We start from the raw sequence: 18,284 nt of genomic DNA, 5'->3' as shown, positions 1-18,284 counted from the left end.
TGTGCCTCGCTTGAATTCAGCTTTCTACGGTCAGCACCGAAATGCCGCTGGCTTTGGCCTGACAGACCAGCTCTGACGTGTCATCGCCACCGGGCAGGGCGATGACCACATCAGGGCGGCTGTCGGTCAGCATGAAATGGTTGCGCTGGCGTTCCGCCTGCTTGCCATGGCGTTGCCAATTGGGCGGATAACGCACCACGTCGATGCCGATTTCCCGCGCCCACTCCTCGATCTCGCTGCCGAGGAACTGGTTGCCGCCGTGGATCAATACCTGCACCGGGCGCAGGCGGTGGTAAGCGTCCAGCACGTGGCGGGAACGTTGGGTGTCGGCGTAATGACGACCTGCACAGATCAACACGCGCATGCTTGAAATCCTTGTAATGCACGGTGGCAGCCGAGCGACCGCCACCGTCTGAACGGCGGGAGTGATCAGTACCACTGCTTGAAGCGGCGGATGTAGATCGTCTTCATCAGTTGAGCCACGCAGCAGTAGCTGAGCAAGGTGCCTGCCAGCCATGGGAAGTAAGCCAGCGGCAGCGGTTGCAGGCCCACCAGGGTGCCGAGCGGCGAGAACGGCACATAGATCCCCAGGGCGATCACCACACCGGTCATCAGCAACACCGGCCATGCCGCGGTGCTCTGGAAGAACGGGATCTTGCGGGTGCGCAGCATATGCACCACCAGGGTTTGCGAGAGCAGGCCCTCGATGAACCAGCCGGACTGGAACAGGGTCTGCATCTCCACGCTGTTGGCGGCGAACACGTACCACATCAGCGCAAAGGTGGTGATGTCGAAGATCGACGAGGTTGGCCCGATCCACAGCATGAAGCGGCCGATGTTCTTCGCGTCCCACTTGCGTGGCTTGGCCAGGTATTCCTTGTCCATCTTGTCCCACGGCAAGGCCAGTTGGGAGATGTCGTACATCAGGTTCTGCAGCAGCAGGTGGATCGCCAGCATCGGCATGAACGGAATGAACGCACTGGCCACCAGCACCGAGAACACGTTGCCGAAGTTGGAGCTGGCGGTCATGTTCAGGTACTTCATGATATTGCCGAAGGTTTCGCGGCCCTTGAGCACGCCTTCTTCCAGCACCATCAGGCTCTTTTCCAGCAGGATGATGTCGGCCGATTCCTTGGCGATGTCGGTGCCGCTGTCCACCGAGATCCCCACGTCGGCATCGCGCAGCGCCGGCGCATCGTTGATACCGTCACCGAGGAAACCGACAGTGTGGCCGTTGGCTTGCAGGGCCTTGAGCACCCGCGACTTCTGCAGCGGTGTCAGCTTGGCAAACACCGTGCGCTCTTCCACGCGGCGCTGCAGGGTCGCATCGTCCATTGCTTCGATGTCCACGCCGAGCAGCGGCTGGCCTGGGTCGAGGCCGACCTGGCGGCAGATCTTGCTGGTGACCACGGCGTCGTCGCCGGTCAGCACTTTTACCGCTACGCCGATCTGTTGCAGCGCCGCAATCGCCGGGCCTGCGGTTTCCTTCGGTGGATCAAGGAAGGTCAGGAACCCCTGGATCACCAGGTTGCGCTCATCGGCGGTGGTGTACTGCCGGCGCGCCAACGCGTTCGGGATATTGCGGGTGGCCACCACCAACACGCGAAAGCCGTCTTCGTTGTAGTCATTGGCAATCGCCAGCAACGCCTCGCGACGCCGCTGATCCAGCGGCACCGCGGCGCCGGCTTCGATCACATGGGTGGCAATGCTCAGCATCTCTTCCACGGCACCCTTGCACACCAGCAGATGGTCGCCGGCGGCGTCCTTGACCACAATCGACAGGCGACGGCGTACAAAGTCGAACGGCAATTCATCGACCTTGCTGTAGGCAAACGGCGCCTGGAACTTGGGGTTTTGTGCCGAGAACTGCACCACGGCCTGGTCCATCAGGTTCTTCATGCCGCTTTGGTGATAGCTGTTGAGCCAGGCCAGCGACAGCACCGCGTCGTCACGCTGGCCAAAGGCGTTGACGTGGTGCTCGAGGATGATCTTGTCCTGGGTCAGGGTGCCGGTCTTGTCGGTACACAGCACGTCCATCGAGCCGAAGTTCTGGATCGCGTTGAGGCGCTTGACCACCACTTTGCGCTTGGCCATGGCGGTGGCGCCCTTGGCCAGGTTAGCGCTGACAATCATCGGCAGCATTTCCGGGGTCAGGCCGACGGCGACCGCCAGGGCAAACAGGAAGGCATCGCCCCAGTCACCCTTGGAGAAGCCGTTGAGGAAGAACACGATCGGCACCATCACCAGCATGAAGCGGATCAGCAGCCAGCTGACGCTGTTCACGCCGCGATCAAACGCGGTCTGCGCCCGGGAGCCGACAATCGCCTTGGCCAGCGAGCCGAAGTAGGTGCGCGGTCCGGTGGCCACCACCACGGCTTTGGCGCGGCCGCTGACCACGTTGGTGCCCATGAAGCAGATGTTCGGCAGGTCGAGCAAGTTGCCCTGGTCGGCGGCAAGGGTACTGGCGGACTTTTGCGTCACGTCCCCCAGCGTGTCGTATTTTTCCACGGGCAAGGCTTCGCCGGTCAGCACCGCCTGGCTGATGAACAAGTCACGCGATTCGATCAGGCGGATGTCGGCCGGGATCATGTCGCCGGCCGACAGTTGCACGATATCGCCGGCCACCAGTTCGCGCATCGGCACTTCGCGCAGGGTTGGCTGGGCGCCGACCTGTTCGCGGCGTAGTACGGTGGCGGTGGTGCGGACCATGGCTTTGAGCGTTTCGGCGGATTTGGCCGAACGGTGCTCCTGCCAGAACCGCAGCAGGCTGCTGAGCAGGACCATGGTCATGATGATGATGACTTTGGTCAGGTCGACTTCTTCACCGGCCTGCAACGGCAACCAGTAATCGGTGACGAAGCTGATCGCGCCCAGCGTCAGCAGCACATAGATAAACGGATTGTTCAGCGCCTGCAGGAACTGGATGAATGCGTGAGGCGGCTTGTCATGGGCGACTTCGTTATGGCCTTGCTGTTGCAGGCGTGCAGTGGCATCCAACTCGGTCAGGCCATCCAGAGTGGCTCGCACATTGGCCAGGGTGGCCGACAGGCCGTTATGGGCTTCGCGGGCGGCCCGCATTGATAGCCGAGCGTCGGCGTCGGTGCGGTTTTTGTTGGGCTGTGGCGGTTTTTTAACGGCGCTCATGGTGTGTACTCCTGTCGCCAGTTCTCGACAAAACATACCCGGTACTGACCTGATGACAGGCGAGCGAAAGCATGCCGAGCCGCGGACTTCGCGATCGGTTCAAATAAGGTGTTGAATAACTTTCAATGGGCCCGCTAAGTGCGCGTTAGTTACTGCGCGCGCAGCGGGCTACTACTGGAAAGGTTCATAAAAGAACTCCAGGGTATTGATCAGAAAGTTGCTGTTTCCAAGCGGTCAAGCGGCGCGAGTGCCCAGGTAAAGAGCGGGCATCAGGCGGGCTTCAGCCAGGTTGGAAACGTTACGTCTCTGTGGGTCTTGAGGGGCGGCGTGAGCCCAATGCTGCTGCAGTCGGCCAGTCGTCGGGCAGGCACGCCAGCGCGCCAGCGGATGGGCCGGGCGCATTCGAGGGGAGGGTACGGCAAAGGCCGGGCGGGCAACACAAACGCCTGCGGGCGCTCGGCACAGCTTGGCCCGCAGGGTCGCGGCCAGCGTTCGTACATCTTTTACAACAAAGGTTTGGAAGGTCATAACACACCTCGGGACCGGACGGGCGACCGGCGAGGCAGTTACGGTGGAGCACAAGCTCTAGCGCAGCTTACCGGACCGGAGAGGCAAGTCCTGTCATCTTCTGGGTTGGGCGCCCGATGCCCGCCAACGCGGTGCTCGGACAGCGACTAGATACTGTGTCCATTGGCTTCTTTTGTGAGGTTTAAAAAAGGCCCCAGTTGCGGGCAGGGGCAATCTACTCAGCCAGTTGCGGAATGTCAACGCATGATTAATTAAAATGCCAAGTGTTCAGAGTCTATTCAGATAAAACATATTCACAAGTTACCGGGCATATATAACTTCATATGCCTTGCGCGGCGAGAACGGCGAGATAGATCAAGACTACACCGCATGCCGCGTAACTGATGCGTTGCCAGGTCGGCGAGGCGTTCTTGCGCAGCAGATTGACCAGTGCGGCCGTCAGAAAACACGACAGCACCGAGGCCAGCATGAAACCGCCGAAAAACATCAGCGTCTGCGCGTGGCTGGGCGTAGCCCCGACGATGCCCGACAACGCACTGCCCAGCGCCCCCCAGTACACAATGTTCTTCGGGTTGGCCAGCGAAATGGCTGCGCCCACCGCCAGCGCATTCGTGCCGGAGCCGGCCGGTGCGCTGTCGGCTGCGGGCAAACGCCAGGCGTCGAGCAGGCTGCGCACGCCGAGCCAGGCGAGGTAGAGCGCGCAGAGGAGGGTCAGCGGCACGCGCACGGCGTCATGCTGGATCAACAGCGCGATGCCGGTCAGGCCGATCACGGCCCACACCGCATCGCCGACCAGCGAACCGACCTGCACCAGCAACGCCGGGGTGAAACCGTGTTGCAAACCACGGCGCAAGGTCTCCGCCAGCACAGCGCCGGGGGACAGGCAAAACACAAAACCGAATACCAGTGCGTAAAAGAAGATCGCCAGCATCCCTATGCTCCATCAAGTGATGGCGGGCAGTGTGCTGGCGCACGCACGCGTTGTCTTGGACCAGATTGTGCTGTTCAGCGTTTCGCCACACTCTGATAGCGGCCAGGCGTGAGGCCATAGGCGGCGCGGAAATGTCGGTTGAGGTGGCTTTGGTCGGCAAAACCGAGCTGATGGGCGACCTCGCCGGCCGCCATCCCACTGCGCAACAGGCCTTTGGCGCGGCGCGTGCGCAATTGCATGGCCCATTGGCGAGGGCTGAGCCCGGTCTCTTTTTGAAAGGTGCGCAGCAGGTGGAACTTGGACAACCCCAGCGCCTCGCCGAGGTGGTCCAGGGGCAGCGATTGATGCAACTGTGCGGCGAGCAATTCCTGGGCGCGGCCGATCAGGCTTTTGCCGGCTGCCGCGTTGCCGGGCAAGCGCACGCCGCTGAGGCGGACCACTTCTCCCAGCAGCACAACCAGGGCGTCTTCGTTCAGCTCGCGGACCAGAACGTCGCCGCTCGATGCGCCTTTTGCCACAACCGCCAGGCGCCGCGCCAGATCCGGCTGGAAACACAACGATCGATCGAATTCGACATGCGCCAACCCCAGGTCGGCGGCCAATTGCTCGGCGCTGACGTACAGGCTGACAAACTGCCACGGCGTGCCTTCCGCTGCACCACCGCCCTGAATCTGCCCGGGGTTGTACAAGGTGATGGCGCCTGGCCCAGCCACGAATTCACGGCGGTCCAGCCACACGTTTTCTTCGCCCACCAGGTTCACGCCGATCACGCATTCGTCGTGGCTGTGGCGGGCAAAGGTCAGGCCGGAGCAGTGGACGCTGTTGATTTCGTAGTCGCCCAGCCAGGCGTGTTGCAGGGTGCTCATGGGGTCGGCTCAGTCATGGGATGGACGTGAGCATACGCCGTCAGCCAGGCTCAGATCGACCGTTGATTGACCCGTTGCGACAGTTCTTCGGCGCTTTCCCTGCGCTCCGAGTAGCGGTCGACCAAATCCGGACGATCACGCAGCAGCACGGTGAACTTCACCAGTTCCTCCATCACGTCGACAACGCGATCATAGAGCGCCGAGGGTTTCATGCGGTCCTGATCATCGAACTCCATGAACGCCTTGGGCACCGAGGATTGATTGGGGATGGTGAACATACGCATCCAACGCCCGAGTACGCGCAGTTGGTTGACCGTGTTGAAGGACTGGGAACCGCCGCACACTTGCATCACCGCCAGGGTTTTGCCCTGGGTCGGGCGGACCGCGCCCAAGGACAACGGCACCCAGTCGATTTGCGCTTTGAACACCGCCGACATCGAACCGTGTCGTTCAGGGGAACACCAGACCTGGCCTTCCGACCATTGCATCAGTTCCAACAGCTCCTGCACCTTCGGATGCTCACGCGGGGCATCATCGGGTAATGGCAAGCCGCTCGGGTCGAAAATGCGCGTTTGTGCGCCGAAGTGCTGCAAGAGGCGCGCGGCCTCTTCCACCAGCAGGCGGCTGAACGAGCGTTCGCGGGTTGAGCCGTAGAGCAGCAGAATGCGCGGCGGCCGACTCGAATCGAGCGGGCCGGAGGTGATTAACGACGCGTCCAGATTGGGCAGGGTACTCATGGTTACTCCGCCTGCAACAGCGCAATGCGCTCGAGTTCGGCTTTCAGTTCGCCAGGGTTGAGGTCGGCAAAGGGCAGCGCGAAAAACGCCCGGCAGCGTGTGGCGATGGTGCGCAGCGTGGCGTCGAATGCGGCTTGGATGCTCGCCTCGTCGCCGTCGACATCCGAAGGGTCTGCCAACCCCCAGTGCGCCTTCAGCGCCGGGCCGAAATACACTGGGCAGGCTTCACCGGCGGCCTTGTCGCACACCGTGATCACCACATCCGGCGGGCTGCCTTCAAAGGCGTCGTTGCCCTTGCTGTACAAGCCCTGTGTGCGGATGCCCGCCGCCTGCAAGGTGCTCAGGCTGCGGGGCAGCACCTGGCCCTTGGGGAAGCTGCCGGAGCTGACCGCCTCAAACCCTTCTGGCGCCAGGTGGTTGAACATCGCTTCGGACAAAATGCTCCGGCAGCTGTTGGCGGTACACATGAACAAGACTTTCATTGGCGTATGTCCTTCAGAGGCTAAGACGCAAGGCGAGGGCGGCGAGAGTGACCAGCAACACCGGCAAGGTCAGGACGATGCCGACCTTGAAGTAGTAACCCCAGGTGATGGTGATGCCTTTGCGCGCCAGGATATGCAGCCACAGCAGGGTGGCCAGGCTGCCGATGGGGGTGATTTTCGGGCCGAGGTCGCTGCCGATCACGTTGGCGTAGATCATCGCGTCCTTGACCACGCCCGCGGCATGGCTGGATTCGATGGACAGCGCACCGATCAACACGGTCGGCAGGTTGTTCATTGCCGAAGACAACAATGCCGTCAGCACCCCGGTGCCCATCGCCGCGCCCCATACGCCATAGGTGGCGAAGGTGTCGAGCCAGGTCGCCAGGTAAGTGGTCAGCCCGGCGTTGCGCAGCCCGTAGACCACCAGGTACATGCCCAGGGAAAAGATCACGATCTGCCAGGGCGCTTCCTTGAGCACTTTGCGCGTGGAAATCTTGTGGCCTTTGGCGGCGATCACCAGCAGCAACACCGCGCACACCGCAGAGATCGCGCTGATGGGAATCCCCAACGGTTCCAGGGCAAAGCAGCCGATCAGCAGGATACCCAGCACCCACCAGCCGGCGCGAAAAGTCGCGTGGTCGTGAATGGCGCTGGCCGGGTCCGCCAGGTCGGCCGGGTCGTAGGTCTGCGGAATATCGCGGCGGAAAAACCACAACAGCACCGCCAGGGTGGCGGCGACGCTGACCAGGTTCACCGGCACCATCACCGCTGCGTATTCATTGAAGCCGATCTTGAAATAGTCCGCCGAGACAATGTTCACCAGGTTCGACACCACCAGCGGCAGGCTCGCCGTGTCGGCGATAAACCCCGCGCCCATGACGAAAGCCAGGGTCGCCGCCGGAGAAAAACGCAACGCCAGCAGCATCGACATCACAATCGGCGTGAGGATCAGTGCCGCGCCGTCATTGGCAAACAGCGCCGACACCAACGCGCCCAGCAGCACCATGTAGGCAAACAACCGCCGGCCGCGACCACGGCCCCAACGGGCCACATGCAGCGCAGCCCAGGCAAAGAACCCGGCCTCGTCCAGCAACAGGCTGATGACGATCAGCGCGACAAAGGTGCCGGTGGCATTCCAGATGATGTGCCACACCACCGGGATGTCCGCCAGGCTGATCACGCCGCAGGCCAGTGCGAGGATCGCGCCCATGGTCGCGCTCCAGCCGACACCCAGGCCTTTGGGCTGCCAGATGACCAGGATGATGGTGAAGATAAAAATCGCAATTGCGACAAGCATGAATAAACGCTCCGGTGGCTCAACAGCAGGTGCTGGCTCGTTGTGGTCTGTCGCCCATTGCATCAAGACGCAGCGCGTCGTTTTGCAACCATGGCTGGTTGGCTTGCAGGGTGGTGTCCAGCACGTGAGTCACCCAGTCGGGCAGTGCCGGATTGATGCGGTAGTAGATCCATTGCCCTTGGCGACGATCCAGCAGCAACCCGCTGTTGCGCAGTTGCGCGAGGTGGCGGGAGATTTTCGGCTGGCTGTCGTCAAGTGCATGGATCAGTTCGCACACGCAAAGTTCGCCTTCGCGCAGGATCAGCAAGGTCATTCGCACGCGAGTGGCATCGGCCAGGCATTTGAATAGGGTTGGAGGTGAGAAAGGGACTGACACGGTCAAGGCCTGCTCGTATAGGTATATCTGAATATACGTATTTCCATATGTTTCAGTCAAATCCTGTTTCAATTGATATGGATCAAATGTCTGGAAACACGCCACAAGTGATTGAAATTAAAATGAAACACAAATGTCCTAAAGTGCCTGCCCATAGCTGATGAAGGAATACCACGCGTGACCCGTGCCACTCGCAATCTGCGCAAGACCCTCGATTCCGTCGCGGAAAATAACGAAACCGCGGCGTTCGATCTGATGCGTGCCGTCGAAAAACTCGGCGATGAAGTGCTGCGCCAGCGCTTGCTCAATACCATCCACCGTCTCAACCAGGACGCCTATGAACTGCGCGAAGCGCGGGACTCGGTTGAACTGGTGTCGGTAAGGCTCGCCTGAGCAAGATCGTTCAAGACAACCTGCATATTGCGCTGGCATGCTTGTCGACTGTCTGTCGATGAGCGGTTCCCATGCCTACTGCTTTACCTCACTACGCCTTCGCCCGTGGCGCGATTGCTGTCATTCCGTTGTCCCTGGCGTGCGCGCCCTGGGGCTTGCTGGCTGGCTCAATGGCCATCGAAGCGCACTTTTCCCCGCTCGAAGCCCAGGGGCTTTCCGCCATCGTGTTTGCCGGTGCCGCGCAACTGGTGGCCATCGGCATGGTCAAGAGCGGCGCCAGCCTGATCTCCATCTTGCTCACGACTTTGCTGCTGACCTCACAACATCTGCTGTACGGCATGCACCTGCGCCCCACATTGTCCGTGCTAAAACCGCGCTGGCGCATGAGCCTGGGTTTCCTGATGACCGATGAGTTCTTCGCCCTGGTCAGCCAGTACGACCGCGAAACCTTCAATCGCTGGTACGCGCTGGGTGTTGGCCTGACGTTCTATATCGCCTGGAACCTGTTCACCCTCGCCGGCATTGTCCTGGGCAAGAGCATTCCAGGGCTCGAACACCTGGGCCTGGAGTTCTCGATTGTTGCGACCTTTATCGCGTTGATCACGCCCGTGGTGCGCGATGTGCCCACCGTGGTGTGCGTGGCGGTGGCGCTGTTGTGCTCGGTCGGCTTGAGCTTCCTGCAGTGGGAGTCGGCCGTGGTGGTATCGGGTGTGTTGGGCATGAGTGCAGGGTATGCCTGCAAACGACTGGGAGTCGGGCAGGCATGATTTTTGTGATGATTGTTGCAATGGGCTTGATCGTATTTTTTAACCGCTACCTGTTTATCGAACCGCGCCTGCCCGTGCGGCTCACCCGCGGTGCGCGGGAGTTTCTCGGGTTCGCGGTACCGGGCATGCTCACGGCGATTTGCGGGCCGATCATTTTCTTTGCCGACCACCGGCTCAACCTGAGCCCGGCCAACCCCTACCTGCTGGCCGGGATCTGCGCGGTGGCGCTGATGGTCTGGACGCGCAATGTGCTGCTCACCGTGCTGTTGAGCATGGCGTTGTTCTACCTGTTTCGCTGGTGGTTCTAAACACACCGGCGAAAAAAAGCCCGCGGGAGGGCGGGCTGAAGGAGACTTCTAAAAATGAGCCCGGCCATTATCGGTGGCGCGTTCTCCTGTCACAGTGAAACTAAATTCATTCGGTGGGCGGCGTCGGCTTCTTTTTCGCCTTGGCCTCGGCCGCCAGGCACTCCAGCGCGAACTGCTCGGTGTAGGTCATCTGGATCGGCGTACTTTCGCCTTTCACCGTGCGCTCGCCGTCGAGAATGTAGCGAATGCGCTTGTCCGTCACGCCAATGCGCTTGGCGATCCACGTGGGCGTCTGGCCGATGCGGCTGATCAGCTTGTCGGCATAGTCGGTGGATGGGTTGTAGCGTTCGGCATTGGGTGTCATCGGTTTTCCAGGTAGAAGCGAACTCGCAAGTAGGCGACAGGGTGACGTAATAATCCGTGAGTGTCGCCTGCTAATGGTAGAGTCGCGTTTTTTTCCAAGGAGCGATGGCATGCGGAAACTGGTAATTGGCGCATTGGTACTGGCAGCACTGGCCGGCTGCGCGGGCTCGAAAATGAACGCGGCACGCACCGGCACGCCCTACAAGACCTTGGCGTCGGACAAGGCTGCGCTGGTGGTTGCCCAATGTATCCAGTTCGGCTGGCAGGACGAGGCGGTGTTTGGTGTCGACGCCGGCGGCTTCAAGGAGCCGATCGGGGCGGGCGGTTTCACGGTGTACACCACCGGCGGCGATTACTTTGCCGACGTGCGCAGCGCAGGGGCCGGTTCCTCTGTCGATTACTACACCGCCGAAGACTCCATGGTCGCCAAGCGCCGTTTGGCCGCACTTGCGACTTGTCTGTAATCTGTTGCCGTAGTGCTTTTGGGAAATGCCCTGCGGGACAGTCGCAGGGCATTATCCTATGATTCCCCCGCTCGCTCGACGTAATAGCTCTTTACCAGTACATGGATGTCGAGGCCGTCACGTCGGGCGAGCCTCCCAGGTCATCAGCGCGGCATATAACCCAAGTGCCAGCGCCGGGGGATCTTCAGTGACACCAGACCCAAAACCGCAGCCAGCGCCCCGCTGACCAGCAGCGCACCCAAGCCCATGCGGTGCTCGAGCAACGCCCCGATCACCGCCCCGATGAACATCCCCGTCCAGGGGACCAACTGCACGCGCCACCCGTTGCGACGCTCCCCCAGCAGCCAGCGTCCCAACCCGCGACCAAAGCGTGACAGCGCGCCGGTGACATAGGTAAGCCCCACCGGCAAGCCGTTGACCTCTTCGACGGCGGCATTGAGCATGCCCATCGCCACAATCGCCGCGAGCAAGGCGGGCAGCATATCGGCGAACGGCCACAGCGCGCCGCCGCAGAGCAGTGCCGCGATGCACAGCAGCAGGGGCAGGGCGTGACGGCCGCTCATGCGGCTGACCACGATACCCAAGGCGTTGCCGACCACGAAGGTCGCGACCAGCAACAGCAGGCGCCCGGTCAGGCCCAGGTCACCTTCGCTGATTGCTACCGCCAGGCGCGTGGTGTTGCCGCTCATGAATGAGACAAAGTCGCCGCTGGCCATGAAACCAATGGCATCGGTCATGCCCGCCAGCACAGACAGGCTGGCCACCAGCATCATGCCGACACGACCCCGCCATTGCTGTTGACGGGCGAGTACGACGTTGGCGTAGGGCTTTTGGGACGAAGGCAGCATCGGGCCGGGTTCCTCGGTGAGATTATGCGGCCACTACCGTAAGGCGCTTTGATGTCTGGCGCAATGACCTCAGGCAGCTTCCAGCCTCCAGCCAGCGTCATGCCAGACCAAAGTATGAGAGGACTCGATCGCCTGTAAAAAACTCGAGGTGTGACACTCCCGTTGCGTAGGTAATGTCCTTGCAGGTCGCGGGGCAGGTCGGCGGACGGCAGGTTACAAACAGATCAGGCCGGTCTGTCTGATTGACTGCAACGCAAGACGCTGCGGCCACAAGGTTTCGCGGCTACGCCAGCACCGCCACCGCCTTGATCTGTGCCCACAGCGTCTGGCCGGGGTGCAGTTGCAACTGGTCGCGGGAGAAGCGTGTGATCCGTGCCAGCAACGGCGTGCCGCCGGCATCCAGGCGCACCAGCACATGGGCGCTGTTGTCCGCCGCAATTTCCTGGGTGACCGTCACCGGCAGGCGATTGAGGATGCTGCTGTGGGCTTCGGCCTGTAAGTTGAGGCTCACGTCCCGCGCCTGCACCTTGACCCGCAGGGCTTTGCCCAAGGCCAGCGGCGTATGGGCGACGCGCATCTGCAAGGCACTGCCGGGCAGTTGCAGGGTCAGCAATTGATAGTGCGCGTCGTAAGCGCTTACCGTGCCGTTGATCACCACACCGGCGTCGTCGCCCAAGGCCAAGGGCAAATCCAGCCGCGCCAGGGTTTCACCGATGGGGCCGCTGGCCAGGGCCTGGCCGTCGCGCAGCAACACGATGTGATCGGCCAGGCGCGCCACCTCGTCCTGGGCGTGGCTGACGTAGAGCACCGGAATGTCCAGTTCGTCGTGCAGGCGTTCCAGGTAAGGCAGGATTTCACCTTTGCGTTGGCTGTCGAGTGCCGCCAGCGGTTCGTCCATCAATAACAGGCGCGGGCTGGTCAGTAGCGCGCGGGCGATACCGATGCGCTGGCGCTCGCCGCCGGACAAGTGCTGCGGATGCCGCTCAAGCAAGTGGCCGATGCCCAACAGTTCGGTGGCCTGGGCCATGTCGACGCGACGTTGCGCACGCGGGATGCGCTTGAGGCCGAATTCCAGATTGGCGCGCACCGACAGATGGGGGAACAGGCTCGCTTCCTGGAACACATAGCCCAGCGCACGTTTATGCGGCGGTACGAACAGCCCGTTGCGGCTGTCTTGCCAGACTTCGTCGTTGACCTGGACAAAACCGTCCTTGGCACGTTCCAGCCCGGCAATGCAGCGCAGGCAGGTGGTCTTGCCGGAGCCGGAATGCCCATACAGCGCGGTGACGCCGCGACCGGGCAGTTGCAGGTCCACTTTCAGGGCAAAGGCGGAATACGTGAGGTGCAGGCGTACATCGATCATCGGCATCAGCTCCAGCCCATCTTGGTTTTACGGCTGGAGTAGAGCGCCAGCAACACGAGGAACGCGAACACCACCATGGCGCCGGCCAGCCAGTGCGCCTGGGCGTATTCCATGGCTTCGACGTGGTCGTAGATCTGCACCGAGACGACCCGGGTCTTGTCCGGGATATTGCCGCCGATCATCAGCACCACCCCGAACTCGCCGACGGTATGCGCAAAGCCGAGAATCGACGCGGTGATAAACCCCGGGCGGGCGAGGGGCAGGATCACGCTGAAGAACGTGTCCCAGGGGTTGGCGCGCAAGGTCGCGGCCACTTCCAAGGGGCGTGTGCCGATGGCGGAGAAGGCGTTTTGCAACGGCTGCACCACGAACGGCATGGAATAGATCACCGAGCCGATCACCAGCCCGGCGAAACTGAAGGTCAGGGTGCCCAGGCCCAGCCATTGGGTGAACTGGCCGAAGTAACCGTGCGGCCCCATCGTCAGCAGCAGGTAGAAGCCGATGACCGTGGGCGGCAGCACCAGCGGCAGGGCGACCACCGCGCCGATAGGCCCGCGCCACCAGGAGCGCGTGCGCGACAGCCACAGGGCAATCGGAGTGCCGATGACCAGCAGGATCACCGTGGTCAGTGACGCCAGTTTGATGGTCAACCAGATCGCGGAAAAATCGGCACTCGATAGCGGCATTTAGAGCTCGTAACCGTAGGACTTGATAACGGCAGCGGCTTTCGGCCCTTTCAGGTACTCGACCAGCGCCTTGGCTGCGGCGCTGTCTTTGCCCTTGTTGAGGATCACCGCATCCTGTTTGATCGGGTCATGCATGGACGCCGGGACGATCCACGCCGAACCGCTGGTGACTTTGCCGTCTTTGTAGATCTGCGACAAGGCCACAAACCCCAACTCGGCATTGCCGGTGGAGACAAACTGATAGGCCTGGGTGATGTTCTGGCCCTCGACGAGCTTGTCCTTGAGCTTCTCGGTCAAGCCTTCCTTGGCCAGCACTTGGGTGGCGGCCAGCCCGTAGGGCGCGGCTTTCGGGTTGGCGATGGACAGGTGCTTGAACGCGTTCTGCTTGAGCACATCGCCCTTGGCATCGACATAACCTTCCTTCGCCGACCACAGCGCCAGGGTGCCGACCGCGTAGGTAAAGCGCGAACCCTTGACGGTATCGCCTTCGGTTTCGAGTTTTTGCGGGGTGGTGTCGTCGGCGCTGAGGAACACTTCGAACGGCGCGCCGTTCTTGATCTGGGTATAGAACTGCCCGGTGGCACCGTAGGCGGCGATCAGCTTGTGACCGGTGTCCTTCTCGAAATCGGCGGCAATCGCCTGGATCGGTGCGGTGAAGTTGGCGGCGACGGCCACCTGGACTTCATCGGCGTGGACCGCAGCGGCGGTGACAAGCGCAATGACGGCCGCCAGGCCGGGGCGAATCAAGCGTGGGAGGCTGAAGGTCATGGATAGCTCCGTATGAGAAGGAAAAAAGCCAGTATTGAGCGCTGCCGGACCATGGGGGGCGGTCAAGCGGTGTATGTATAGGTATATAGCGAAAAAATGGCAAGGGGAATCCGCCGGCCCCGCGCTGACATTTCCCGGCGGCAACGGCCCGCCTCCTGACAGCCAATGCAGGGGAACCCGTTGATAGTGCAGCTCCTTTAGCCGGCAAAGGAGCAAGTGCCATGCAAAGGGAATATGCCTATATCAACGTCGGTGCACCGAACAACCTTACCAGCGAGGCCGCCGTGAAAGCCTGGCTGGACCGCGTACTCAGCGCTTCGGCACTGGAACCGCAGGCCAAGGCGCTGATCACCACGCAATCGTTGATACCGGTGGAGTTTTCGATCCTGGAGGAGGGGGCCGAGCCGGGAAGTCCTGCGTTGATTGTCGAGCGCCAGGAAATGCCCCTGTGGAAAATCCTCGACAAGCGCTTCACCTGGCGCGCGAGTGTCGGAAAAAACCAATCGACTGACAGCGTGCAGGTCAATGTCCTGTTTCCCAAGTTTTACGGGGCATTGGCCCAACGCTTGACGGCCCATCGATACTTTCTCGACAGCCTGCGAGTGTCAGGCCAGGCCCAGAGTGTCGAGTGGGAAGAGCGTGGCCTGGCGATCGCGACACGGCCTTTGCTCAAGACCGAGGTGGTGCTGTTCTCCGTGTGGGGGGCCAGTAAGCGCCTGCTTGCGGATATCTGGTTCGATCTCCCGCTGATTTCCCTGGGGGCCGGGCAATGGCCCAGGGCGATTGGCACCGGTTGGCCGGGGATGCGTATTGGCGCACGCAGCGGCGATCACATTCGTTATTCCGATGAGCCCGGCAAAAACACGCTGTGGGTCAAGCCGTTCGGCGAGGCGGTACTCGACGCCGATTTCAGCATTTTCCCGCGCTGGACGCCCCGTGCCGTCCTCCTCGCCGACCAAGCGCTGAAGGCCGACGAAGTGATCGAGGTGACCCTGAGCGCAATGCCTTATCAGGCCGATGAGGAGCGCTACATCATCGAGGTTCCGGCCTCGCGCCGCGCCGCTGCGGATTGGCACTACTATCTCAGCGTCTACATGAGTTACCGCTGCCCCTGGGTCAACTGCGGCGTCTTGCAGGAAGACGGCGGCATCCGGCTGCAGAGCGAGCGGCCCAATCAATGGTTCGTGCGCTGCGATGCCGCGCGGCTGTTTATAGCGGTCAGCATTCAGCCCCGCGAACGTACCGGCTGGAAGGCCCCCACCGCGCCCCCGACGCCCGAGGCAACCACGACCCAGGCCTGGCAAAAATGGGATGGGCTGAGGGAGAGCGTGGGCAATAACAAGATCGCCAAAGACTATATCGAATCGTTGATCGATCGCTGCCTGAAGAAGTCCGGTCTGTCTCAAGACACCCAGCAATTGTTCAAAAAAGAACGCCAATTCAAGTTCAAATACCTGATAGGCCACCCCACATATTCTCCTGGCGTGAGTGCATTCGTGCCGCCACGCTACAAGTACTTTTCCTTTGAACAAGTGCTGTTAGGTGAGCCGCAACGGCGTGCGTACTTCCAGGAAAAACTCAGTGCCGTGCATGTGCAGGGGCAAGCCTTGCCAGCGTCGCAAGTCGCGACATTGACCGGGATGCGCGACGTGTTGCTGGCTGACTTCCTGGCGGATATCGATGCGCTGGCCGCCAGCGACGACTACCAGAAACTGTTCGGCGAAACCTGTGACGCCCTCGCCAGGGTGCGGGTCGCACGCTACCTCGCGCAAGTCGATGCAGCCGACGAAGACTTGCGAGGGTGTGCGTTCCGCTACTTGAAAGGCGAGTTGAAACCGCGACTGCTGCTATTCAATGAAGCGGTGGTGCCCAATGCGATTGTGCTCAAATTCAACTCACAGAAGGCGTTGCTGATATCCCTCAACTTCACCGAGCTCAAGTGGGCGGTCTGGGCACCAAGCACCACCGCCGGGCAACCCTCGGAGGTGTTGATGCGATTTGTCGCGGAACATTCCCCTTTCCCGCAGAAAATGAACCTGGTGCCCCAGGATTTTTTTCCGCAAAAAAAACGCTATGGCTACCATTACCGGCGTTTCGCCCCGGAGCCGGTGTCCTTTCGTGATACCCAGCACATCAACGCGCAATTGCAATTGGCGGCCATCGCAGATATCAAGGGGCAGGTCGACTACGCAGTGTTTTCGTCCGACGAAGAGCGGCGCCGGGTAAAACTGGCGATGTTCAAAAGTGTCGCCCGTGCGGTGTCCGGCCTGGTGACGGCGGCCGTCGGGCCTCTGAGTGGGTTGGGCGCGCTGCTGCTTTCCGGCATGGCGCGCTTCATCGCCAATGTCGGTGATGTCGGCCTTACGTATGCGCTGGCGCAAAATACCGATCGGCCCGAGGACTACGCCCACTACATCCATGAGTGCAAGCTGGGGGTGCTATTGGCGATGGTCGACCTGGGGGCCGACCTGCCCAGCGCCAATGCCAAGTTGCGCATATTGCTCAAGCAGTCGACGCTCGGCGGTCGGACTGTCGCGCCGATTCTGAATGCGCCCATAGACTACGACGTCCCGATAAAGTTGAAACAGACCAGTAAGTCCGAGACTTTTGTCTCCACGCCATTCTGGTTGATCGACCTGCGCCAGCGCATGGAAAAAGCCTTCGACGACCGGGGCAAAAGCGCCGAACTCAAAGGTTACCTCCAGGCAACCGCCACCTGCGGTTATGCCGAGGCGAAAAGCTGTTCCGACTTTTTACGCAGCCAACGCTGGGAGACACAGGCCGTCGGCGTGCTGATTTTCTCCGAACTCGGCGATCAGCGCCCGCAAACGCATTTTGCGTTGTCGATTCGGGATGCAACGGACACCGCGATGGTCGATTTCAGCCTGGGCGACCTCGATGCCTCAATGAACGGTCGCGGCTATTTCGGTACGTTGAAAGGCTGGGAGGACTGCGTGCGCGGGTTGCCGGCCTTGGAGGGCGCGTTGGTGATTTACAAGTTTTATCCGGATTTTGCCAACGCAAGCCTGGAGGTTGACGGGGCGTTTGCGCTGGGCATCAGTTGGAGCCCCTTCGTCAATGGCGGCGATTACAGCGTGCTGTCGTTTCCCCTGGATTTCGTCTGCGGGGTTCGCGAGCAGTTGGAGCGTGTCTGGGCCCAGGTCTTTCACCAGTTGCCGATCAATGCATCGCTATCGCTCAATGAACCGGCGACCTTCAAGCAGTCTGAACTGCTGGCGCAAGTCAGCAACCTCAGCGGCCTGGTCGACGAGGCGGAAGGGCTATTGCGGCGCACCATTGGCGTGCAGGCGATCGGTGAGTTACGGGCCTTGATGCTGGGCTTCCTTCAGGCATGGCGTAACGAACCGCGGGGCGGCTATCGAGAACTGATGGAGGGCGTGATGGCTGAGGAGGCAGACTTGGTCAACCAGGCATTGATCCACCTCGAAGCCCTGCAGGCCGGTTTGCCAGGCACGCTCGCGAGCGCGCAAAACGCGCTGGTCGATTGTGTCGACTGGGTCGCGGTGCGGGCCGGAATCGACGACGATGCGTGGCGACTGTTATTTAAACAACAACTGGAACTTCATGTGTCAGGCGAGCAGGCGACGGTGGATTTATACACCGCCGCTGAACTGGACGCGCTGTATGAACAGCTAGCCCGGGGCCAGCAGCGCGAGTGTCATCACCAGCGCAGCTCGGGTTATGAGCGACTGACCATGACCAGTAGCCGGGCGTTGCTGGGGATAGGGTTGGGATTGATCCGCAAGATGGCCCAGGAGCGCCAGGCCGAATGCTGTTTCGCGCTGATCATGGCGAGCCAGCCCTACGACGACAGCAACGAACACTTTGCCCGAGTCGTATATGGCATCTGTGCGTTGCGCCAACAGCGGTTTACTGTGTTGACGCCGCTGCATGAACGTCGGCTCAGCGGCCTTCCACCCGCAGAGCCGATACTGATCTGAC

The 18,284-nt window shown here is 61.3% G+C and carries 18 protein-coding genes; 5 read left to right on the top strand and 13 right to left on the bottom strand.

The window, feature by feature from the left end:
* Nucleotides 1-16: 16 nt before the first annotated feature.
* The 8 genes from ACP7E3_RS14480 to ACP7E3_RS14445 all read right to left on the bottom strand — a co-directional run bounded on the left by ACP7E3_RS14480 (nucleotide 17) and on the right by ACP7E3_RS14445 (nucleotide 8,361).
* Nucleotides 17-364: a DUF2493 domain-containing protein gene (locus tag ACP7E3_RS14480; protein WP_046383555.1), complete on the bottom strand. Its 348-nt coding sequence runs from the start codon at nucleotides 362-364 to the stop codon at nucleotides 17-19.
* Nucleotides 365-429: 65 nt separating this feature from the next.
* Complete coding sequence (gene mgtA / locus ACP7E3_RS14475; protein ID WP_426123483.1) at nucleotides 430-3,144, bottom strand: magnesium-translocating P-type ATPase; 2,715 nt, start codon at nucleotides 3,142-3,144, stop codon at nucleotides 430-432.
* A gap of 847 nt (nucleotides 3,145-3,991) precedes the next feature.
* The gene (locus ACP7E3_RS14470) at nucleotides 3,992-4,603 is read right to left on the bottom strand and encodes a LysE family transporter (protein WP_301556162.1); all 612 of its coding nucleotides are present in this window, start codon (nucleotides 4,601-4,603) and stop codon (nucleotides 3,992-3,994) included.
* A 74-nt stretch (nucleotides 4,604-4,677) separates the two neighbouring features.
* Nucleotides 4,678-5,469, bottom strand: coding sequence for a helix-turn-helix domain-containing protein (locus tag ACP7E3_RS14465; protein WP_426123480.1), 792 nt, complete (start codon nucleotides 5,467-5,469; stop codon nucleotides 4,678-4,680).
* 50 nt (nucleotides 5,470-5,519) lie between these two features.
* The gene (gene arsH / locus ACP7E3_RS14460; protein WP_046383551.1) at nucleotides 5,520-6,206 is read right to left on the bottom strand and encodes an arsenical resistance protein ArsH; all 687 of its coding nucleotides are present in this window, start codon (nucleotides 6,204-6,206) and stop codon (nucleotides 5,520-5,522) included.
* A gap of 2 nt (nucleotides 6,207-6,208) precedes the next feature.
* Entirely contained in the window at nucleotides 6,209-6,688 is a 480-nt protein-coding gene (locus tag ACP7E3_RS14455; RefSeq protein WP_046383550.1) for an arsenate reductase ArsC, read from the bottom strand.
* Between the two features lie 13 nt (nucleotides 6,689-6,701).
* Entirely contained in the window at nucleotides 6,702-7,985 is a 1,284-nt protein-coding gene (locus tag ACP7E3_RS14450; RefSeq protein ID WP_079443896.1) for an arsenic transporter, read from the bottom strand.
* Between the two features lie 19 nt (nucleotides 7,986-8,004).
* Complete coding sequence (locus ACP7E3_RS14445) at nucleotides 8,005-8,361, bottom strand: metalloregulator ArsR/SmtB family transcription factor (RefSeq protein ID WP_046385300.1); 357 nt, start codon at nucleotides 8,359-8,361, stop codon at nucleotides 8,005-8,007.
* A gap of 177 nt (nucleotides 8,362-8,538) precedes the next feature.
* On the opposite strand from ACP7E3_RS14445, the gene ACP7E3_RS14440 reads away from it, so the two are divergent.
* The 3 genes from ACP7E3_RS14440 (at nucleotide 8,539) to ACP7E3_RS14430 (ending at nucleotide 9,829) form a co-directional block, all read left to right on the top strand.
* Nucleotides 8,539-8,754 carry a hypothetical protein gene (locus ACP7E3_RS14440; RefSeq protein ID WP_017846326.1) on the top strand — a complete coding sequence of 72 codons (216 nt, stop codon included), beginning with the start codon at nucleotides 8,539-8,541 and terminating at the stop codon, nucleotides 8,752-8,754.
* Between the two features lie 71 nt (nucleotides 8,755-8,825).
* A complete protein-coding gene (locus tag ACP7E3_RS14435; protein ID WP_046383548.1) occupies nucleotides 8,826-9,521 on the top strand; it encodes an AzlC family ABC transporter permease in 696 nt (231 codons plus the stop codon).
* Nucleotides 9,518-9,829: an AzlD domain-containing protein gene (locus ACP7E3_RS14430; protein ID WP_046383547.1), complete on the top strand. Its 312-nt coding sequence runs from the start codon at nucleotides 9,518-9,520 to the stop codon at nucleotides 9,827-9,829. The genes ACP7E3_RS14435 and ACP7E3_RS14430 overlap by 4 nt, the downstream gene beginning before the upstream one ends.
* A gap of 106 nt (nucleotides 9,830-9,935) precedes the next feature.
* On the opposite strand, the gene ACP7E3_RS14425 is transcribed toward ACP7E3_RS14430, so the two are convergent.
* Nucleotides 9,936-10,193, bottom strand: coding sequence for a hypothetical protein (locus ACP7E3_RS14425; protein ID WP_046489453.1), 258 nt, complete (start codon nucleotides 10,191-10,193; stop codon nucleotides 9,936-9,938).
* A gap of 109 nt (nucleotides 10,194-10,302) precedes the next feature.
* Here ACP7E3_RS14425 and ACP7E3_RS14420 point away from each other — a divergent pair, with 109 nt between their 5' ends.
* Nucleotides 10,303-10,656: a hypothetical protein gene (locus ACP7E3_RS14420; RefSeq protein ID WP_017846322.1), complete on the top strand. Its 354-nt coding sequence runs from the start codon at nucleotides 10,303-10,305 to the stop codon at nucleotides 10,654-10,656.
* A gap of 143 nt (nucleotides 10,657-10,799) precedes the next feature.
* On the opposite strand, the gene ACP7E3_RS14415 is transcribed toward ACP7E3_RS14420, so the two are convergent.
* From ACP7E3_RS14415 to modA, 4 genes are all read right to left on the bottom strand, one after another.
* The gene (locus ACP7E3_RS14415) at nucleotides 10,800-11,504 is read right to left on the bottom strand and encodes a YoaK family protein (protein ID WP_017846321.1); all 705 of its coding nucleotides are present in this window, start codon (nucleotides 11,502-11,504) and stop codon (nucleotides 10,800-10,802) included.
* Nucleotides 11,505-11,787: 283 nt separating this feature from the next.
* Nucleotides 11,788-12,873: a molybdenum ABC transporter ATP-binding protein gene (gene modC, locus ACP7E3_RS14410; protein ID WP_390896565.1), complete on the bottom strand. Its 1,086-nt coding sequence runs from the start codon at nucleotides 12,871-12,873 to the stop codon at nucleotides 11,788-11,790.
* On the bottom strand, nucleotides 12,873-13,553 hold the full coding sequence (modB, locus tag ACP7E3_RS14405; protein WP_017846319.1) for a molybdate ABC transporter permease subunit: 681 nt from the start codon (nucleotides 13,551-13,553) through the stop codon (nucleotides 12,873-12,875). Before modB ends, modC begins: the two co-directional genes overlap by 1 nt.
* Complete coding sequence (gene modA, locus ACP7E3_RS14400) at nucleotides 13,554-14,321, bottom strand: molybdate ABC transporter substrate-binding protein (protein ID WP_046383545.1); 768 nt, start codon at nucleotides 14,319-14,321, stop codon at nucleotides 13,554-13,556. It lies immediately after the preceding gene.
* Nucleotides 14,322-14,542: 221 nt separating this feature from the next.
* Here modA and ACP7E3_RS14395 point away from each other — a divergent pair, with 221 nt between their 5' ends.
* Nucleotides 14,543-18,283, top strand: a complete 3,741-nt coding sequence (locus ACP7E3_RS14395; RefSeq protein ID WP_426123474.1) for a hypothetical protein — start codon at nucleotides 14,543-14,545, stop codon at nucleotides 18,281-18,283.
* Nucleotide 18,284: the final 1 nt, after the last annotated feature.

The organism is Pseudomonas sp. PSPC2-3, assembly GCF_049898265.1.
Lineage (GTDB): Bacteria > Pseudomonadota > Gammaproteobacteria > Pseudomonadales > Pseudomonadaceae > Aquipseudomonas > Aquipseudomonas veronii.
Note: the sequence above shows the minus strand (reverse complement) of the source record. Positions and strands in the feature narration are given on the sequence as shown.